This is a genomic window from Rouxiella aceris, assembly GCF_012933545.1.
GTDB classification, from domain to species: domain Bacteria; phylum Pseudomonadota; class Gammaproteobacteria; order Enterobacterales; family Enterobacteriaceae; genus Rouxiella; species Rouxiella aceris.
In genome coordinates, this window is the sequence record NZ_JAADJU010000011.1 from 62,084 (window position 1) to 81,694 (window position 19,611).

Consider the following 19,611-nt stretch of genomic DNA (forward strand, 5'->3'; position numbering starts at 1 on the left):
ATTGAAATTATCGGATGGCAGGGCTTTGGGGGGGCAAAAGGGATTACGCCCCCTTCCGGCGCTTATCTCCGGCACTCACATTAACGCGGCGTTAGCTCTGTCTAAGGGGGGTAGCAACTATCCTAACACCTAAGATTAATCTGACAAAAGCTTATTTACGATTAGCAATCATTATCATTACCATCCATAACAGTTATTGCTGCCAGTAACATTTATAACTTCCCCTTTTTACTCAATTTTCTGATTGTTGCAAGCAGAGATCGACGTAACGCCCCGGCCGTATTAAGCTGCACACAATATAGCCAGCCCGCGAAACCAGCGTAACAAGATGTGGAGAAGAGATATGACACCTGTCGTTTTTGTTCCCGGACTGCTTTGTAGCGCCGAAGTCTTTGCCCCACAGGTGGCCGCGCTATGGCCTTTTGGCCCGATCACCATTGCTTCAACGCTGCAAGGGGAGAGCATCCCGGAAATGGCGACGGCGATCCTTGCCACCGCCCCTGCCCGTTTTGCCCTGGTGGGTATTTCCATGGGCGGCTATATCAGCCTGGAGATCATGCGTCAGGCACCGGAAAGAGTGATTAAACTGGCGCTACTCAACACCTCGGCCCGCGCCGATACTCTGGAACAAACTACGCTGCGCCGCACCTTGATTGCCCATGCCAAATCGACCGAATTTGCTTCGCTGTTAATTAAAACCCTGGGTTCTATCCTGCATCCTTCACGCCATGATGATAGCGCCCTGCGTGAAATCAATGTCCGTATGGGACTCACCGTTGGCCTGGAGGGTTTTATCAGACAAAGTGAGGCGATCATCGCCCGCGAAAATAGGCTGTCCGAATTACCCAAAATCAAAGTCCCGACGCTGGTGCTGGTCGGCGACAGCGATCCCATGACGCCGCCGATATGCTCGGAAGAAATGGCCAATGCCATCCCCAACGCCCGACTGGTGATTGTCGAACACTGTGGCCACGCCTCAACGTTGGAACAACCCGGTGCGGTTAATCACGAATTGATAAAATGGATGCAACAACCCCTGAGCGCCGTGCCGGAGCCTTTATTGTTCGATATTTAAACATCTTAGTCAGCGTTGTATCCCGCCATAAAAAAGCGCACCGGCAGACGATTTTCGCCACCGGAAAAGAACTCGGCCACCAGTTCGCCATCCAGCCCATACTCTTTGCACAGCAGCCCGGCTTGATAGGCTGCATGGTTGCCGTCACCTGAGTTTTCGGCACAGTGATGGGCATAGCCCAACACATAGCCCCGTTTATAATCAGAACAAAATCGGGTCAACTCAGTGGCAGGTTTTACATCCTCAGACGTTAATCCAGCCATAAGTCCTTTGCTGAAATGATTTTGCATGTGTGCCCCCTCCCGGATCGGTATATAAGTGATTATATAACGATACTACATAACACTGAACACACTCATAACGCAGATCAGATTTTTCTTTAAGAAAACTGGTAACCTTGGCGACAGACCTATAAATTACGGTCTATTCAGCTTTTTCATTTAGTGGGTACACGCACAATGTCTTACAAAGGTAAAGTCTGGTTGGCCATCGGCATTGCTCTGGTAATGTTTTGGACAACCTTGATAGTGATTATTTACAAGTTGTTCTCCTTATAAATTCTGCCGCCTGGCAGCATCGGGCAACAAGGCAATGGACGGCCTCCGCCCCCCAGCAGTAAATCCCCGTTCTTTCTGCATTTAGACCAGCAACTCAAAACCCATCTCGCTAAGTTCCTACCAGCACAAGACTTTAAGATAAAGTCTATAGTAACGATGCCTCATCACGGATAACGTATATCCCATAGCCACTGGAGGTGGATGATGAAAAGTATCGTCAAATTTGTCAGTATATTAGCAATTATTGTGTCACTGAACGGCTGTATCTGGCCTGGCTATTATCATCACGGCGGCGGTGGATATCACCACGATGAAGGTCGCTATCATCGTCAGGATGGACCTGGTTGGCGTCACTACTAAGTGCGACAGATTTCTTCTAAACCCGCTACGGCGGGTTTGAGTTTGATGACAAAGTCGTTTTGATGATCGAGATACTCGTGCATAGCACACCTAGGGGCGCTCCGGCGGGCAAGCCCGCTACGACCCCAACGGTGCACTCTCCCTAATAACGGACTTTGTCAGTAGTCTGAAACCCGCTACGGCGGGTTTTTTGTTTTCCGCCTATCGCAAATGCATTGAGATTGCATCAAGGCGGCAATCCGGCAACGCTTTGGCAGTAGCGGACAAGATATGATCGGGGCGGGTGAAGGCAGTCAGCAAGGATGATGACAACGCTATGACAGAATTAACCTTTTTATACAAAAAAATCACATCCCTATAAAAACAACGACAAAATCACAGTTTTTTTTAATACCGCAGTTCTCTCTGAATAGATAAACTAAATATTACTGGTCAGTAACATAAATTAGCTGCATAGTAGTTCAGTCATGGAATGTGCATACAATAATCTGGAAATAAAAACTGATGCATTCATCCTGTTTCGCAACAATAAAATAACGTTTTTTATCATTTTCTTGAAACTACCAAAATGTTTCCAGAGGTCCCATAATGCGTGCAAACATGCCTGTCACACAGCGAGAGTACGGTTTAGATCCCGATGCCACCCTGATGTCGACGACTGATATCCATAGTAATATTATTTATGCTAACTCGTCATTTATCAAAACCAGTGGATTCTCTGAAGAAGAACTGAGTTATAAACCTCATAATATCGTGCGTCATCCCGATATGCCCGTCGAAGCCTTCGCCGACATGTGGTTTACCTTGCAGCAAGGCAACTCCTGGACCGGATTGGTGAAAAATCGCCGCAAAAATGGCGATCACTATTGGGTACGGGCTAACGTCACGCCAGTCCATCAAAATGATAAGCTCACCGGTTATATTTCGGTGCGTAATAAGCCCGATGAACAAGAAGTGAAAGCCGCTGAGGATTTATATCGTCAGGTCAAACAAAAGAAAGCCGGAAACCGAAAATTTTATAAAGGATTAGTGGTACGCACTGGTCTATTTTCCGGATTGTCCCTGTTGCAAAAAATTCCGGTCAGTTGGCGCTTACGTTTGCCGCTACTCATGGTCAGTATCCTGCCACTGTTACTGGCGCAGGCTGGCCTGCATTTCCCGTGGTTGATTATTGCCACCTGTATAATGTTGCTCGCCGCTGATCTTTTTTTGCATAGGCAGATAAGCCAACCGCTGAAAACAATATTGTCGCAGGCGCAGCAGGTTGTTTCCGGCAAACGAGTCAGTTATGTCCACTTTAACCGGGTTGATGAAATTGGGCTGTTGATGCGCTCGGTCAATCAGTTTGGGCTTAACCTGCATTCACTGGTTGCCGATGTCAGCGCGCAGGTGAGCGGCATCAGCAACGTCAGTTACCAACTGAGCAAAAACAGTGTGGCATTGAGTGGCAGAACCGAAGAAACCGCCGCCAATCTCCAGCAGACCGCCGCCGCCGTTGAAGAGATCACCGGGGCAGTGCAACAAAGTGCCGAAACCGCCGTTCAGGCAACCTTGCTGGCCGATACAGCCACCGAGACGGCGCATAAGGGCGGCACCATCATGAAAGAAACCCTCGGTATGATGCAGTCTATTTCTCAGGCCAGTACCAAGGTGGTGGATATCATCGCGGTGATCGACAGCATTGCATTTCAGACCAATATCCTGGCACTGAATGCTGCCGTAGAAGCGGCAAGAGCCGGTACGGAAGGTCGTGGATTTGCCGTAGTGGCCTCGGAGGTTCGCGTTCTGGCGCAACGTTCGGCTACGGCGGCAAAAGAGATAAAAACGCTGATTGAAGCCAATATGCTTAGCGTCGAAAACGGTGAACATATGGTGCAGAATGCCGAGAAACAGATCGGCGAAATTATTCATGAAGTTGTGCAGATGTCTAGCCTGATCAAAGAGATCAGTCATGCCACCCAAGAGCAAACCTCGGCGCTGAACTTGATCAATCAGTCTATCGATCAGATTGAAACCATGACGCACAACAATACCGAAATGGTGTCCCACTCTACGGAATCGGCCGAGCAACTCAATAACCAGGCCACCCGTCTGAGAAGTGCCATTAATGTCTACAGCGGCCAGACTACAAGCATGGAAAGCGAGAGAAGTACGCTGATCAAACCTATTGGCCAATTGGCATTACCCGCTGCGGAATTTAGCTGATTAACTCCCGGTTTATTAAAATATTGATTAATAGAAACCTATGGCTCCTTAAGGAGCCATATCAGACTGCTGACAAAGCTCGTTTTTAGGGAGAGTACACCGTTGGGGTCGTAGCGGGCTTGCCCGCCGGAGCGCCCCTAGGTGTGCTATGCCCGGGTATCTCGATCTTCAAGACCACTTTGTCACCAAACTCCTATGGCTCCTTAAGGAGCCATATTAACAACGGAACGTCGGCCAAGATAACATCGGGCCGGTAATTTCTCAGGGCCACAGTGACCCGACTAATGGTAGGGCGAGATAACAATGCGCGTATTGCTCTTATTACTGGTTAGCCTGTTCTTGTTGCAACCTGCACAAGCCAAACAGACTACACCTTATAGTGCCCAGGATAATCAGTTAATCGAACAAGGTGATTACACCAACTCCGATGGTCAGCAGATCCACCGCCCTGCCCACACCAAATCCGGCAGAGCACCCGAAGGGGCTTCCGCCAAATGTCGAGATGGCAGCTACAGCTTTAGTACCCACCATCGCGGCACCTGCTCCCGCCACGGCGGTGTAGCACAGTGGCTGGATTGATCCCTGTCTGACAGATATGCGGTATGTAACCCGCCCGGCGTTGCATACCCTCTCCATCGACCTCTTCCGCCTCTGTCACCCGTTTTTAAAATCCCCTCGTTTACGGCATCAGCGCGCCCCCGATGACAATCTATAAAAATCCGATGTTATTTTGCCCAACAGTAGTTTAGAATTATCTTAATTTAGAATTTACTAAAATAGATTTTTACCTATGATGACAGATAAAGCCCTGCTGTTTAAAAATGCCACCGCAGCATGCAACTTATTGAAAGCAATGAGTAATCCTCATCGCCTGCTGATTATGTGCATACTCAGTGACCTGCCCGCGACCGGAGCGGGGGCGTTAGCCACCGCCACAGGATTAACCCCGTCCGCCTTGTCGCAGCATCTGGCAAAATTACTTAAAGAAGGATTGGTGCAAAACGTCAGACAAGGCAACCAGCTACTCTACTCCTTGAAAAGTGAAGCGGTGGAGCCAGTAATTAACACTTTAAAATCAATTTATTGTCCTTAAGGAACCCCCATGGAAACCAGGCTTGTTTCTCCTCATGAAGCCCTTCAGCAACAGGTTAATGGCGCCCGTTTTGTTGATATCCGCGAATATAACGAATATGCCCGTGAGCATATTGAAAACGCCGCATGCTTCCCGCTTTCGGAACTGGAGAAGGGAAAAAAAGTCCTGCCGCCAGCCGCTGGCAAGGTGACGGTATTTTATTGTCAGACCGGGATGCGTTCGTCTAAAAATGCGCAACGACTTATCTCGGCCACCCTGCCCCATTCCGCACTGTTTCTCTCTGGTGGCATCAATGCCTGGAAAAACGCAGGATTGCAGATTATAGAGGACCGTTCACAACCACTGCCGATCATGCGCCAGGTGCAAATTGCTGCCGGCACGCTGGTGCTGCTGGGCGTGCTGCTGGGTTATGGCGTAAACAGCGGCTTTTTTCTGCTTTCCGGGTTTGTCGGCGCAGGACTTATTTTTGCTGGCGTCAGCGGTTTTTGCGGTATGGCAAAAATCCTGGAGATCCTGCCCTGGAATAGACAAAAACGTTAAGAACCGCCGAGTTAAGCCATGCCAACTCGAGCATTTATTTGTCCAGGAGCACAATATTGACAAACGGCTTTATCACCTAAAGTAAATTAAGGTTAAATTAATTATTCGCTGCAATGATAGAGACCTCGTGTTAATAACAATTAGCACTTTTTAAGGATGAATCATGTTGCGAAAGTTTTGGAATTATTTAGGTGAGAGTCAGTCTTACTTCTTCCGTGCTCTGCACATCATTATCGCGATAATGATTTTGTCGCAAATTATCAATTCAAATGCGACCGAGAGAGAAAGTCTGTCTGAACTGAGTTTTGTCGGTGTTGTCACCTGGTTTCACATTATTTCTGGCATTGCACTGATAGGGCTGGGTTTTATTATGTCAGCCTGGATGTTGAGTCAGCGCGGTCTACGCTACTATTTTGCCTGGACCTATTTTGATTTCCGGGCATTGCGTGCCGACTTTTTGACACTGTCAAGACTGCAACTGCCGGAAGCGCAGGCGGGTGGGCTGGCGGCAAGCATTCAGGGACTCGGCGTGTTAGCGCTTCTTGCCGTTGCGCTGTCTGGCGGCGTCTGGTTTATGGCCGATTTACTACAGCTACCGCAAGCCAATACGCTGATCCACTTGCATAAATTTTTGACCACTTTTATTGAAGCCTATATTTATTGCCATGGCGCCATGGGTTTGCTGCATTTTCTACTGACCAAAGTTTTCTCCAGAAGTCATGCCTGATATTTTTGACTGAGTATTAATACCCCCTGTATTTGTCAGGGGTGCGCACCAACACCAGGTAATACCTAACATAAAAATATAATATATTGATGTATGCATAAAAAAATGGGCGGTGAGTATCACCATTCCGCATAATCGAGTCATTCACCTCACGTATCCTTTACTGGCTCTGTGTGAGGCTTTTGCAGGATATTATCATGCGTAAAGTCCGTTTAATTGATGATCAGGTCCTGGCCGTGCTTATGTCGGTCGACGCCGGGCAATTGATAAAAGAGGTTTCTCAGCAGAGAAATATCACCGAAGCCAACTATTATCACTGGAATAAAACCTATAGCGCGCTGGAAGCCGCTGAAATAACACTACTTACCAGCCTCATGGAACAAAACCGACATCTGCAAAAAATATTTGCCGATCTCAGCGTTGAAAATCGCTTTCGGTATGGCATGGTCGAAAGGCATGAGGAAATCCGTTTCTAGCCCACTGCGGCGAAGACCGGGATGATGCAGTCGGTCCTGGCTACAACATACTTCACGCCTTGCTAATTTCTGCAAGATACGCGCAAAACATATCCGCCATGGCATCAGCCCACATTTTTATCTGCGCAGCACTGCGTGGGGTTTCGGAAAAGGAATGGCCCACGCTGCTAAGCGTAGTAGTAATCAACTCCCCCGCCAGGAGACGAGTTTCCTGACTTGTCTGCGGCAGTAGCTGCTGCATAAAAGTCTCAAAAATCTTGGCGCCAGCCGCTTTTGCTGCCATGGCTTCCGGCGCGTGGCGATAGAGCGGCGCCGCATCATTAAGTGCTACGCGCATCGCCGCTTCCTCACATTCGGATTCGATAAAGGTGAAGGTCAGGATCCGCAGTCGTTCCAGCGGTGACTTACCGGCATCGGCAAGAATACGGCGCAGCATCTCTGTGGTTTGCTGCCATTCATCGTATTGCAAACGAAACAGAATCGCCGCCTTGTTGGGAAAATATTGATACAGCGAACCAATACTGACTCCGGCCTTTTCGGCGACCCGCGCGGTAGTGAAACGCTGTGCTCCCTCTGTTGCCAAAACCTGAGTAGCTGCCTGCAAAATAGCGGCGACCAGATCCGTTGAGCGAGCCTGCTTGGGGGCTTTTCTTGAGGAAATACGTGGGGTCTGGCGATCGGTCATGGTGGTGTAGTCGTCCTGAAAATAATGCGAATAGATAATGTGAGTAATTCATCGCATTATAACACTTCAACGCGAGGGATCACTCGCATTATTGCTACTGTTTTTCTCAGACCAGGACCCTTTATGACTTCAACATTAACCGCTGCACCACTGGCCTCTTTGCTGGAAAATCTGTTTACCCAAGCCGATGCAGCAACCAGCTCCGCGCTGGTCGGGCTCTCTGAGCAAGAGTGCGAGCGCCTGATGCACAGCAAAACCGAATATCTCGACTTTTATGGGCGCCTGAAAGATCTGTGGTTACCCGTATCACGGGAGACTGGTGCATTACTCTATATGCTGGCGCGCAGTAGCCAAGCTCACCACATCATTGAATTTGGCACCTCCTTTGGTATCTCGACGCTTCATCTGGCTGCCGCCCTGCGCGACAATGGTGGAGGCCGTCTGGTTGGCAGCGAATTTGAACCAGGCAAGGTACGCCGGGCGCGGGAAAATATCTCGGCGGCGGGCCTGGCGGATCTGGTAGAAATCCGCGAGGGAGATGCCATGCTGACGCTGGCAAGCGGTCTGCCCGACATGATTGATCTGCTATTGCTTGATGGTGCCAAGGCGCTGTATAGCGATATTCTGTCGCTCGTTGAAAGCCGCCTGCGGCCGGGAGCGCTGATTATTGCCGATAACGCCGATCACAGTCCGCAATACCTGGCCTATGTGCGTGCGCCCGAAAATGGCTATCTGTCTGTTCCCTTTGGCAAAGATGTCGAGCTTTCAATTCGGCTGGCTTAAGCATTTTCCTGTAGTAGAGCATCCCGGCTTGCAGGGAAGAAAGCCGGGAAACGCAGAGGCAGCAGAAAAAATATGACATCCCTTTTTTCCCGGCAAATCTTATAAAAATTTTCTGGACATTTTACAATCAGGTGCCTGAAAGTTAAAAATAGCGGTTTTGCCGTCCATATAAAAATGATAGAGGCAGCCAGCAGAAATAATGTGAGTGGGAATATAGGCTTTTATTTCCGGCGTTATTATCGCAAAAGGATAAAAAGCCATTGCCCTATTCATTAATGCATAATAACGAAAATCAAAACCTTCTTCAATTGAAGGGTAGATAATTTCTTTTAACAACGGATAGTGTTTTATTGCCGGAGAGATATCCGGAGATTGCGGGCTTTTGCCAATAATAGCTACCTGGCTAATATTCTCACTGCCAACCTGCGCCAAATCATGACTCATACTAATAACCATTGCCTGGTCAAAATTACTTTGATTTACCAAGGCACGGAACGTTGCCATCATAAAAGTGGCCGTAAATAACAGATACATTACCAGGAAAAAGTTAAGCATGATCTTAAGCTTGGGGAATGCCTGGCGTGCCATGAGAAAATTAAAAACCAATGCCGCCGAAAAAGCACCCATCACGCGCGGGGCAAATTCTGCATCTTTTAATAGTAATAAAAATCCACTTATCGTCAGCAATACCAGACAGGGGGCAATAAATGAGAGAGAAGCAGCCAAATAATCGCTTATCGCTGCTTTCTTATTTATCAGCCAACTAAACCCCGTTTTGTAGCAGGCACAGGCTCCTGCCACAAAGATCCCCCCGACAGGCAACAGACTATACCCGGGAAATGCCTCTAACAACACGGCCAGGCTTTGGGTAACGTTATGGCCCACCATGCCAATACCGGCGGCACTGACAGGCACCATCACTGAGCGAGTCTGATTAAAGGGATCGGTAACACATAAAGGCACGACAATTAACTTGTAAACCAACAACGCCAATAATAACGCTGCCAGCGCTATAGCGGCATGTTGTAATCCTTTGCGGGTATCATGGCGTTGCGTAATGGCCAACATACCGATTAACAGGATATTGATAAAACCGTAATTGACGGCTGTTTGATATAAACATAATGCTGCTAAAAACAGAATAAAACTGATAATAAAATGATTAATCCGCTGCGGAAAATACAGCATGGAGGCAAGAAAAGCCAAACCGATAGATAGCAAAATCCCCATTGCGTCATAGGCATAAAGCATTGACTGGCTGATAAACGGGCTTAACATAATGGCCAGTGACATCAATATGGTAAAGCCGTTTCCTGGCTTTGTTAACCGGCAAAAACTGATCACCAGTGAAGCCGCCAACCCCAGAATACCCAACAGCAGAGAAAGCGGAGAGGTGTCACTAACCATAGTGGTAAAGTTTATAAACCAGGTTAGCCAGGTTGCCAGAGGACGGCCATTATTTATCCAATAGCTGACATTGCCGCTAACCAATCGATGATAATCATCCTGATAGTAGACATTGCCAGCGAGTAACGGCGAGACGATAGCAAATAAGACAAGTATTATTATAATAAAATCTTTAACAACAAATTGTTGTTTTATATTTAACATACTGGAGCAAAACTTATCCCACATACGGAATCTCCGCCCTTATAATTCATTTATCACATGTGAAACAGGATCCGAATAGTTCATTTCTGCAACAGAAATAATACTTTTTCCCTTTCTCTGCCTTAAGACCGTCATTACCAATAATCTATTCAATACGCGGTTGGCTTTAAAAAAAGCAACTTTTAGACAGATGCCTATAGCGTAGGCAAAAATCTAAAAAAAATCATAATTTCATCAGAGAATTGCGATCGGCACGGCAACCATTTTGCCGCCAGAAGCTTTGCCAATACCACAAATAGCCTGGCTATGCCATTGATTAAATGGCCCAGTATCAAGAGGTGAGGCGCTGAACAGCAAGCGATAAACATAGCAGATAATCAGTGAGGTGGGGTGCCGCAGATATGAGGGTAGATTTCACCAGGCGGCATATATTGATGAATGCCATTCATAGCGCCTAGCCATCTACAGCAGGTTATCTCTGCAGATAATGCCGATATTATAAACACCTTCACCGTTAAGTCGGTGAATTACCCTGGTGCGCGGTGGTGATGCTGTTCAGCACCTTATTGGCAATGCCCCCTGACGGGGGCAGTAACGAGTTAGATATTTTTGTCGTAAAAAGAGTCCAGCTTTTTCATTGCCTGGTCGACATAGCGAGGAACCCAGTAAGTTTCGATGTGTGTTGCACCTTCGATAAGGAATAGCTCTTTATTCTTGGTGCCGGTGGCTTTCTTAAAAGCGCTTTCGGTCATATAAAGCGAATCTGCTTTGGTTCCCGCCATCATCAACAACGGCTGGTTAATCAAATCCATATTGCTTTCGGCATCAAAATTCATCAAATCCAATAGGCTGCTCATGGTATAGCGGAAGGTTGAATTGGGGTGGGCATGCGTTTTTCCGTAGTACTCGAAGCCCTGGCGATAAAGGTCAAACGGTAGTTTGGCAATTTGTTCATCTGTCAGTTTGGCATCACCCGTATAGGTAATTTCACCACTGGCGGCTTCTTTGGCACGCGCATCCGAGGCCTGCTTCAGCCGTTGCTGAACCGTAGCCAACTGCGAATCCTGAAAGCCATTGCGGCGCACCCGTCCGGAGTCAAACATGCTTAATGTTGCCAGTGCCTTGAAACGCTTATCTGTCTGGGCAGCTTTTAACGAGTAACCACCGCCGCCGCAAATGCCGAGCAGGCCAATACGCCCGACATCAACGCCTGGATACTGACTGAGGTAATCGGCCATGCCGTGGATATCCTCGATACGATTAGCGGGCTTGTCGACGCTGCGAGGCATACCGCCGCTGGCACCCTGATAAGCCGCATCGGCGGTAATAGTAATGTATCCATGCTCCGCCAGGCGTTGGGCATACAAACCGGCAACCTGCTCTTTCACGCCGCCATTGGGATGCGCGACGACGACAGCCGGATATTTTTTAGCTGCATCGTAATTGGCAGGGGTATAGACATTGGCCGCAATCTGAATACCGTGCAGGTCATATTTTACCGGATGGATATTGACCTTTCCCTGGACGTTTTCGGTGATGGCACCTTCATACGTCAGGGTAAAGGGATTCTTGCGGTAATCGGCGGCCTGCGCGCCAGTGGCGATACCGGCCATCGCGGTCAGCAACATTGCATTTAAGAATGTGAATTTCATGTCCTCTCCCGAAGATAAGCTACTGCCTGATTTTCAGGCTCGCGGGTTGTAAATTGCCGCTTAAGCATAGGGAGACGGGACTGACAGCAGCATGACTGGTGAATAACAATTTTGTCAGCAAGCCAGCAATGAACAACGGCCAATCATACCGAGAAAGTTACGTTGGTTACTGACAATGCTGTCAGCTTACCGTCAGCGTGATGTTGGTTTGGAAAGAATAAGATGGCGGCTTGCGACGTTACATTTACCTGCGGTCTGGCCAGTAAAAGGAACCCATATGAACAGTAAATTCGATACTTTCTCTCGCGAAAATATTCCGGCCATGCCTGGACGGCGTCAGCTGTTGATGGCGGGCGCCGGTATGGCCGCCGCTTCATTGATCTCCCAGGTGTCAGCCGCAGAAAAGTCAGCGGGAAACCCGATATCCCAGGGAAGCGCCAGCAGCAACAACAGCCAACACGTCCCCCAACCCGGGAAACGAAAGCTGGGTGGACTCGAGGTATCGGCTATTGGGCTGGGTGTACAAAATATGAGCCGAAAATACGACACCTCAGTGCCCTATCGTCCAGAGATGCTCAACATCATCCACAGTGCCTTTGACCAGGGAGTGACATTATTTGACGCCGCAGAAGCTTATGGTCCCTTTGAAGTGGAAAGGATCCTTGGCGAGGGTGTAGCTCCCTTTCGCGACAAAATCGTTATCGCCACAAAATTTGGCTGGAATATCGATCAGCAAACGGGCGCGCGGCTGCAGGGGCTCAACAGTCGCCCTGAGCATATCAAACAAGTAGTGGAAGGCATGCTCAAACGACTGCGCACCGACCGCATTGATTTACTTTACCAGCACCGGGTCGATCCCCAGATCCCCATTGAAGATGTCGCCGGTGCGGTTAAGGACCTGATGGACCAAGGTAAGGTGCTTCATTGGGGGCTGTCAGAAATGGGCATTAACACACTAAGACGCGCTCACTCTGCACTCCCCGTCACTGCCGTACAAAGTGAGTATTCGATGCTATGGCGCGGGCCGGAAAAGAGCGTTCTGCCGACCTGTGAAGAACTTGGCATCGGTTTTGTGCCCTGGAGCCCGCTGGGGGTGCAGTTCCTCACCGGTTGCATCGATGAAAACACCCGATTTGCTACTGGCGATTTTCGTGCCATTGAATCCCGCTTCGCTGCGGAGAATTTACCGCACAATCTCCAGCTTGTTGCCCTGGTAAAACAATGGGCTGAACGGAAAAATGCCGCACCGGCACAAATCGCCCTGGCATGGCTGAGCGCCAGAAAACCGTGGATTGTTCCGATACCGGGAACAACCAACCGGGATCACATGCTACAAAACACCGCAGCGGCGGCTATCCGCTTGACCCCTGCTGAATTATCAGAGCTAAACCAATCCCTCGATGCCATCACCATCCAAGGGCAACGGCTACCCGCTGCCGTCCAGGTTTATTCGGATGTTGAAGCCCCCTTAAGAGGTTGATATCGCACATTTGACCAGGCTGGCGCGCCTTCGGCAGCCGCCTTCCTGCTCGTAAATCAACGGAATTATCTGCCGGAAGAAGGAAGTACAAATTATGCGCCTACTGTTGGTGGAGGATGAAGAAAAAACATCATCTTATCTTTGTCGCGCACTGGGAGAATCAGGCTTTACCGTCGATATCTCCGCCGACGGAACAGAGGGACTGCACTATGCCCTGGAGTATGACTATGACGCAATTATCCTCGATGTCATGTTGCCAGGTATCGATGGCTATCGGGTGCTGGAAAGCCTGCGAGTCAGTAAGCAAACGCCAGTATTGATGCTCTCGGCTCGCGGCTCGGTTGATGAGCGAGTCAAAGGGTTGCGCCTGGGGGCTGATGATTATCTGCCCAAACCTTTTTCATTGATTGAGCTGGTTGCCCGCATTCAGGCTTTGGTACGTCGCCGTGCCAGTGATGGCGCAGATATTACCCAACTGCAACTCCAGGATCTGCATCTGGATCTACTGGCTCGTCGGGTGTTTCGCGCCAATATCCGGCTGGAACTCACCGCCAAGGAGTTTGCGCTGCTAAGTCTGTTAGCCCGTCACCAGGGCGAAATTCTGTCAAAGATGATGATTGCCGAGCAGGTATGGGATATGAATTTTGACAGTGATGCCAACGTGGTGGAAGTAGCGATAAAACGCCTGCGCGCCAAAATCGATACACCTTTTGCGGTCAAATTGCTGCATACCGTGCGCGGAATGGGTTATGTCCTTGAAGTCAGACCGCAGCCCGACGATAAGTGAAGGAGAACAGCATGGTCAAACGCTCCATCTCGGGACATCTGGCATTGATGTTTGTTTTAACCTCGGTACTGATTGTGTCGCTATTTGGCATTGTGCTACGCAGTTCGCTGCATGACTCATTGCAAAAACAGATGCATAACGAGCTACTGTTTCGTGAATCACTGATGAGCCCATGGATCAGCGCACGTACTTCGGCAGAGGGTTGGCCGCTGCTGGCCAATAAATTTACTCTTTTGGCCAGTTCAGAAGGTGAGCGGGTTCGTTACTGGATAATAAGCGCGGATCCTCGTTTTAACGTCGGTGGCACACCGCCGATGGGGGTCGAGTGGTCTTCTCTGCACGAGGGCTTCAATAAAGTGCCGGGGGCAGCGCAAGGTACCTGCTCGCTTTTTCTACTGGTAAAAACCATTGCCGCCAACGGCGACAGGCCCGAACTGCGCTATGTGGTGGCTATCGACTCTACGCCCTATATGGGGACGCTGGATGCCTTTACCCGCACATTACTTATGATCACTGCTTTTGGCGTGCTGCTGGTCGCTTTGCTGGGTTATGCCGTCGCCAGAATCGGCTTGCGTCCGCTGGGAGCATTAAGTCATCAGGCCCGCCATCTGGCCCCCGGAGATCATGGCCAACGTCTGGAAACTGGCACCTTACCTGCTGAGCTGCGCCAGTTGGCCGCCTCGTTCAACGGCGTGTTGGCTCGCCAGGAAATTGCCTGGCGACAACTGGAAAGTTTTAACGCCGATGTCGCCCATGAATTGCGCACACCGCTCACCAATCTGATTGGTCAGACCCAGCTCGGGCTATCGCGCAGACGTACGCAGCCGGAGCTGGAAGAACTGCTTGCTTCAAATCTGGAAGAGCTGGAACGCATGACATCTATCGTCAACGATATGTTGTTTTTATCCCATGCCCATGCCGGGGAACATGCCTCTCAGTTGACACGGTTTTCTCTACGCGAAGAAACACTGAAAACTGCGGAGTATCTCGAACCGTTGTTTGCGGAAAAACACCTGTTATTACAGGTTGAAGGCGACGTTATTGCTGATATTGACCGGCGTTTGTTCCACCGTTCCCTGGCCAATCTGCTGGAAAACAGCGCCCGACATGCCCCGCAGCAAAGCACCATTTGCGTAAAACTCAGTAAAATTAACCACCATGCCTGCGTCGCAGTGGCAAACCCTGGCGCAGCCATTCCGCACGCACATTTACCTCGTTTGTTTGAGCGCTTTTACCGGGTTGATGCCTCACGCAGCAACAGCGACTCCCATCATGGACTGGGATTATCCATTGTCCGCGCGGTGGCGATTATGCATCGGGGAGAAGTGTTTGCGTACAGCGAGGCCGGGATCAATACCTTTGGGCTGACATTTGCACTCACTGCGCAAAACGACACTGCTCACAAACCCGCCCCTGCCCCGAATTCTACGCTAAAAAATTCATGGTCCGCTGACAGGGTTGTGCGCCCACCTTCAGCCTGACGACCTTGGGTATTGGACATTGGCCTGGGATATTGCCAGCCAGAGATTGGCTTTTTAACGAAAGGAAGGGTTTGCATGATCAAAAAAATGGGCTTTATGGCGTTATTACTGCCGCTTATTACCCTGACTGCCGCCGCACAGCAACAGGAGGCCGTCGGGCATATTGTTCAAGCCGGAAGCCAACAACCGGTCTGGGGGGCGGCAGAACACTTTACCGGCCGGGTGCGGGTCGACCCGCTGTTTTCGGCGGATAAGGACATCAGTGTTTCTGCTGCTTATGTCACTTTCGAGCCGGGGGCACGCACCGCCTGGCATACCCATCCGGCGGGCCAGCGACTTGTTGTTACCTCCGGCGTTGGCCTGACCCAACAGCAAGGACAGCCAGTAAAAATCATCCACCCCGGCGACGTGGTGATATACCCACCCGGCGTAAAACACTGGCATGGCGCCGCGCCAGACAGTGCGATGACACATCTGGCGGTGACGGGCATGGTGGCCGGGAAAAGTGTCGAGTGGATGGAGAAAGTGAGCGATGAACAATACAACGCACGTTAAAAAAATCACCGCGCTGGCCTTGCTGATCTTCAGCTATAGCCTGGCGTTTCCAGCCACAGCGGCGAATGGAGAAAGTTCCTTTATGACTGTTCAACAAAGCACGACCAATACGCTATCTGCACGGCAGAAAGCCATTGTGTTAATTGCCTCACTAATGGCCACCAGCAGTATGGACTCATTAAACACTGCCCTGGAGCAGGGGTTGAATGCCGGGCTGACGGTAAACGAAAGCAAAGAGATCCTCGTTCAGCTGTATGCCTATACCGGGTTTCCCCGCAGCCTGAATGCCCTCAATGAGTTAATGAAGGTCGTTGCAGCGCGTAAGCAACGCGGGATCCATGATATTCAGGGGCAAGAACCAGTCAGTAAAATCCCCACCGGCGAGGAACTGCTGCGGGTGGGCACCGCCAACCAGACCAAAATCTCTGGTGCACCAGTGCAAGGACCGCTTTTTGAATTTGCACCAGTGATTAATCAGTTTCTGCAGACGCATTTATTTGGCGATATCTTTGCCCGCGACAACCTCGACTGGCCAAGCCGTGAGCTGGCAACGGTGGGGGCACTGGCTGCCACGCCGGGAGTGGAGGCGCAACTGCTATCTCATCTGCGCGCCAGCCTAAGAGTCGGCTTGAGTGGCGATCAGTTGCAGCAAGTCGTCAACGTATTGCGTGAGCAAGGTGAAATCGATGCTGCTGCGCGCGCTGAACACGCACTGCAACAGGCGCTGGCCACCAGCAAGTAACCCCACAACCATTTTCAGAAGGCAAAGCAATGACTGACGATCATGACGCAACCCGTAGAATGCTGCTTACCGCACTTGCCGGGTTAACGCTGGCAAAAATCAGCCTTTCTCCGGCTAATGCCAGCACTGACAAAACTGAAAATACCCCTCCGATCCTGGTGGCTTATTTTTCCCGAAGTGGTAATACGCAGGTGATAGCCGGGGTTATTCATCGCGCCCTGCAAAGCGATCTATTTGAAATTGTCCCTGCCACACCTTATCCGCTGGATTATTTTCAGACCGTGGCGCAGGCAAAAAATGAACACGACCGCGCAATCAAACCGCCGTTAAAAAACAACCTCGCAGATATTGACCGTTACCAGACGATTTACCTGGGTTTTCCCATTTGGGGGACCTCGGTACCCCCGGTCGTGCAGAGCTTTTTGAGTACACATAATCTGACCGGCAAACTGCTTATCCCTTTTATAACTCACGGTGGCTACGGGGCAGGTGACAGCGAGGAGGTACTTGCCACCCTGGCAGCGGGGGCGCGGCGAGAAAAACCGCTGGTTATGGAATGCGATCAGGAAAGAAAAACTACAGAAACCGTGACCAGCTGGCTAGAAGCGATCCGTAGCTGACGCCTGGCATTAATGAACCCACCTGATAGGGGCATATTTAGCCGCAACATAATCATCTGCAACCACTCAGGTAAGATAGGCCATCTTCTGATAGCGAGGACAGAGCTTTGCAAACAATATTAAAAATAGCAGCCTTCTGCATAATGGCGGGCGGTGCTGTTGCGCAGTCCATTGCCGGCGAACCGCTGATTATTCAGGCCCAGGGCAGCTTTGCCGCCGGGGGAACAATGGCAACAACCCCGGGGACCTTTGATGCCCACAAACCGCTGGATCCTGCCGGCCAGACCTATCATGGCGATCATGCGGCCGTTTTTTATCAAATTCCTGTCCATGCCCATAAATACCCGATCGTAATGCTGCACGGTGCCGGGCAATTTTCACGAACCTGGGAAAGTACTCCAGACGGACGGGAAGGATTCCAGAATATTTTTCTGCGTCGTGGTTTTTCTACTTATCTGGTCGATCAACCCCGTCGAGGTGACGCCGGTCGCAGCATGGTAGCAAGTACGCTAACTCCGCAAGCCGATGAACAACTGTGGTTCAATCAGTTCCGCCTCGGCGTCTGGCCGGACTTTTTTAAAGGCGTGCAGTTCTCTCATGATAAAGAGGCGCTGAACCAGTATTTCCGTCAAATGACGCCAAATACCGGGCCTTTTGACAGCCATGTCATTGCCGACGCAATGTCGGCGGTGGTGGATAAAACCGGTCCGGCAATTCTGTTCACCCACTCCCAGGGAGGCGGTCCAGGTTGGTATACCGCAATAAAAAACAGCAAGGTAAAAGCCATTGTGGCCTTTGAGCCTGGTAGTGGCTTTGTCTTCCCGGAAAATGAAATGCCCGCCCCGATGCCTAGCGCCTTCGATACCCTCAAGGGTGAGCCGGTGTCACTGGCGCAGTTTATGGCGTTAACCAAAATCCCGATCCTGATTTTTTACGGCGATAACATACCGCAGCAACCTGTCACTCTGCCGGCCCAGGACAGTTGGCGAGTCCGACTGGCTATGGCGCGTCAGTGGCGAGATGTAGTCAACAAACACGGTGGTGATGTCAGGGTGATTCACTTGCCGGAAATAGGCATTAATGGCAATACTCATTTTGCCTTCTCCGATCTGAACAATGTCCAGATAGCCGACCTGGTCAGTCAATTTCTGCAACAAAAACATCTGCAATAAGCGCACGCCTCTATGCGGGGTTCATTCGTTGATTAATGAACTCCGCTAATAAAGCCTAGCGATCTGTCGCCTCTAATCAGACCTGCCACTGTGCGCTAAGCTTTCCAGACACAAAGCAAAAGGATAATGACATGCAAACCGTAAAATTGAATAACGGCGTTGAAATGCCCCTGCTGGGTTTCGGCGTTTTTCAGATGACCAATGCCGCTGAATGCGAGCAGGCGGTGATTGATGCCATTGAAACAGGCTATCGCCTTATTGATACCGCCGCCTCGTATCAGAATGAAACCCAGGTCGGCAATGCCCTGAGGAACAGCGGCGCAGCGCGAGAAGATCTGTTTGTTACCACGAAATTATGGTTGCAGGACACCAGTTATGCCGGTGCCAAAGCGCAGTTTGAACGCTCACTCAATCGCCTGCAACTGGACTATGTCGACCTCTATCTGATCCACCAGCCTTATGGCGATGTTCACGGTGCATGGCGGGCCATGGAAGAATTACACCAGGCTGGCAAGATCCGCGCCATTGGCGTCAGTAATTTCCAGCCGGACCGTCTGGCCGACCTTATTGCCTTTAACAACATTACGCCGGCAGTCAATCAGATAGAGGTTAACCCCTTTAACCAGCAATTACATGCGGTGCCGTGGATGAAAAGTCGCGGCATTCTGCCAGAAGCCTGGGCACCCTTTGCCGAAGGCAGAAATGGCCTGTTCCAGAATCCGCTCCTCAGCGCTATTGGCGAAAAACATGGCAAAAGCGTGGGTCAGGTAGTGTTGCGCTGGATTTTTCAACGCGGCATTGTCTCGCTGGCAAAATCGGTGCGTAAAGCTCGCATGGTGGAAAATATCAATATTCTCGACTTTACCCTCAGCGACGACGAAATGACGCAAATCACGGCAATGGATACCGCTACCAGCGCCTTCTTCTCTCACCGCGATCCGGCGATGGTTGAATGGCTGACTGGCCGCAAACTCGATGTTTAATCCGTCAAAATAATCAAGCTAATCACG

General features: G+C 50.1%; 21 protein-coding genes. 17 read left to right on the plus strand and 4 right to left on the minus strand.

Annotation, left to right across the window (positions count from 1 at the left end):
• The first annotated feature begins 343 nt into the window (after positions 1-343).
• Positions 344-1,075 (plus strand): alpha/beta fold hydrolase, encoded by a 732-nt coding sequence (locus GW590_RS19000; protein WP_169404649.1) that lies wholly within the window; start codon positions 344-346, stop codon positions 1,073-1,075.
• A 5-nt stretch (positions 1,076-1,080) separates the two neighbouring features.
• Here the strand turns inward: GW590_RS19000 and GW590_RS19005 are convergent, their stop codons facing one another.
• Complete coding sequence (locus GW590_RS19005; RefSeq protein ID WP_169404650.1) at positions 1,081-1,365, minus strand: DUF2623 family protein; 285 nt, start codon at positions 1,363-1,365, stop codon at positions 1,081-1,083.
• A gap of 468 nt (positions 1,366-1,833) precedes the next feature.
• On the opposite strand from GW590_RS19005, the gene GW590_RS19010 reads away from it, so the two are divergent.
• The 7 genes from GW590_RS19010 (at position 1,834) to GW590_RS19040 (ending at position 7,033) form a co-directional block, all read left to right on the plus strand.
• On the plus strand, positions 1,834-1,992 hold the full coding sequence (locus tag GW590_RS19010; RefSeq protein ID WP_169404605.1) for a hypothetical protein: 159 nt from the start codon (positions 1,834-1,836) through the stop codon (positions 1,990-1,992).
• 588 nt (positions 1,993-2,580) lie between these two features.
• Positions 2,581-4,197 (plus strand): methyl-accepting chemotaxis protein, encoded by a 1,617-nt coding sequence (locus tag GW590_RS19015; protein ID WP_169404651.1) that lies wholly within the window; start codon positions 2,581-2,583, stop codon positions 4,195-4,197.
• 303 nt (positions 4,198-4,500) lie between these two features.
• Entirely contained in the window at positions 4,501-4,776 is a 276-nt protein-coding gene (locus tag GW590_RS19020; protein ID WP_169404652.1) for a DUF3761 domain-containing protein, read from the plus strand.
• Between the two features lie 214 nt (positions 4,777-4,990).
• Positions 4,991-5,290, plus strand: coding sequence for an ArsR/SmtB family transcription factor (locus tag GW590_RS19025; RefSeq protein ID WP_169404790.1), 300 nt, complete (start codon positions 4,991-4,993; stop codon positions 5,288-5,290).
• A gap of 9 nt (positions 5,291-5,299) precedes the next feature.
• On the plus strand, positions 5,300-5,830 hold the full coding sequence (locus GW590_RS19030) for a rhodanese family protein (protein WP_169404653.1): 531 nt from the start codon (positions 5,300-5,302) through the stop codon (positions 5,828-5,830).
• Positions 5,831-5,993: 163 nt separating this feature from the next.
• Positions 5,994-6,557 carry a cytochrome b/b6 domain-containing protein gene (locus tag GW590_RS19035; RefSeq protein ID WP_169404654.1) on the plus strand — a complete coding sequence of 188 codons (564 nt, stop codon included), beginning with the start codon at positions 5,994-5,996 and terminating at the stop codon, positions 6,555-6,557.
• A 197-nt stretch (positions 6,558-6,754) separates the two neighbouring features.
• Positions 6,755-7,033: a transposase gene (locus GW590_RS19040; RefSeq protein ID WP_169404655.1), complete on the plus strand. Its 279-nt coding sequence runs from the start codon at positions 6,755-6,757 to the stop codon at positions 7,031-7,033.
• 52 nt (positions 7,034-7,085) lie between these two features.
• On the opposite strand, the gene GW590_RS19045 is transcribed toward GW590_RS19040, so the two are convergent.
• Positions 7,086-7,718 carry a TetR family transcriptional regulator gene (locus tag GW590_RS19045; protein WP_169404656.1) on the minus strand — a complete coding sequence of 211 codons (633 nt, stop codon included), beginning with the start codon at positions 7,716-7,718 and terminating at the stop codon, positions 7,086-7,088.
• A 123-nt stretch (positions 7,719-7,841) separates the two neighbouring features.
• Here GW590_RS19045 and GW590_RS19050 point away from each other — a divergent pair, with 123 nt between their 5' ends.
• Positions 7,842-8,501, plus strand: coding sequence for an O-methyltransferase (locus tag GW590_RS19050; protein ID WP_169404657.1), 660 nt, complete (start codon positions 7,842-7,844; stop codon positions 8,499-8,501).
• Between the two features lie 99 nt (positions 8,502-8,600).
• Here GW590_RS19050 and GW590_RS19055 read toward each other — a convergent pair whose 3' ends face one another.
• Together GW590_RS19055 and GW590_RS19060 are read right to left on the minus strand one after the other, a co-directional pair.
• Positions 8,601-10,136, minus strand: coding sequence for a glucosyltransferase domain-containing protein (locus GW590_RS19055; RefSeq protein ID WP_169404658.1), 1,536 nt, complete (start codon positions 10,134-10,136; stop codon positions 8,601-8,603).
• Between the two features lie 575 nt (positions 10,137-10,711).
• A complete protein-coding gene (locus GW590_RS19060) occupies positions 10,712-11,764 on the minus strand; it encodes an alpha/beta hydrolase (RefSeq protein WP_169404659.1) in 1,053 nt (350 codons plus the stop codon).
• A gap of 277 nt (positions 11,765-12,041) precedes the next feature.
• On the opposite strand from GW590_RS19060, the gene GW590_RS19065 reads away from it, so the two are divergent.
• From GW590_RS19065 to GW590_RS19100, 8 genes are all read left to right on the plus strand, one after another.
• Positions 12,042-13,244: an aldo/keto reductase gene (locus GW590_RS19065; RefSeq protein WP_235955992.1), complete on the plus strand. Its 1,203-nt coding sequence runs from the start codon at positions 12,042-12,044 to the stop codon at positions 13,242-13,244.
• 94 nt (positions 13,245-13,338) lie between these two features.
• Positions 13,339-14,031, plus strand: coding sequence for a heavy metal response regulator transcription factor (locus GW590_RS19070; protein WP_169404660.1), 693 nt, complete (start codon positions 13,339-13,341; stop codon positions 14,029-14,031).
• Positions 14,032-14,042: 11 nt separating this feature from the next.
• Entirely contained in the window at positions 14,043-15,512 is a 1,470-nt protein-coding gene (locus GW590_RS19075) for a heavy metal sensor histidine kinase (RefSeq protein WP_169404661.1), read from the plus strand.
• Between the two features lie 75 nt (positions 15,513-15,587).
• Complete coding sequence (locus GW590_RS19080) at positions 15,588-16,067, plus strand: (R)-mandelonitrile lyase (RefSeq protein ID WP_169404662.1); 480 nt, start codon at positions 15,588-15,590, stop codon at positions 16,065-16,067.
• The gene (locus GW590_RS19085; RefSeq protein WP_169404663.1) at positions 16,045-16,809 is read left to right on the plus strand and encodes a carboxymuconolactone decarboxylase family protein; all 765 of its coding nucleotides are present in this window, start codon (positions 16,045-16,047) and stop codon (positions 16,807-16,809) included. The genes GW590_RS19080 and GW590_RS19085 overlap by 23 nt, the downstream gene beginning before the upstream one ends.
• 29 nt (positions 16,810-16,838) lie before the next feature.
• Positions 16,839-17,429, plus strand: a complete 591-nt coding sequence (locus GW590_RS19090) for a flavodoxin (RefSeq protein WP_169404664.1) — start codon at positions 16,839-16,841, stop codon at positions 17,427-17,429.
• 107 nt (positions 17,430-17,536) lie between these two features.
• Complete coding sequence (locus GW590_RS19095; RefSeq protein ID WP_169404665.1) at positions 17,537-18,601, plus strand: alpha/beta hydrolase; 1,065 nt, start codon at positions 17,537-17,539, stop codon at positions 18,599-18,601.
• Between the two features lie 131 nt (positions 18,602-18,732).
• Positions 18,733-19,584: an aldo/keto reductase gene (locus tag GW590_RS19100; protein WP_169404666.1), complete on the plus strand. Its 852-nt coding sequence runs from the start codon at positions 18,733-18,735 to the stop codon at positions 19,582-19,584.
• Positions 19,585-19,611 lie beyond the last annotated feature (27 nt).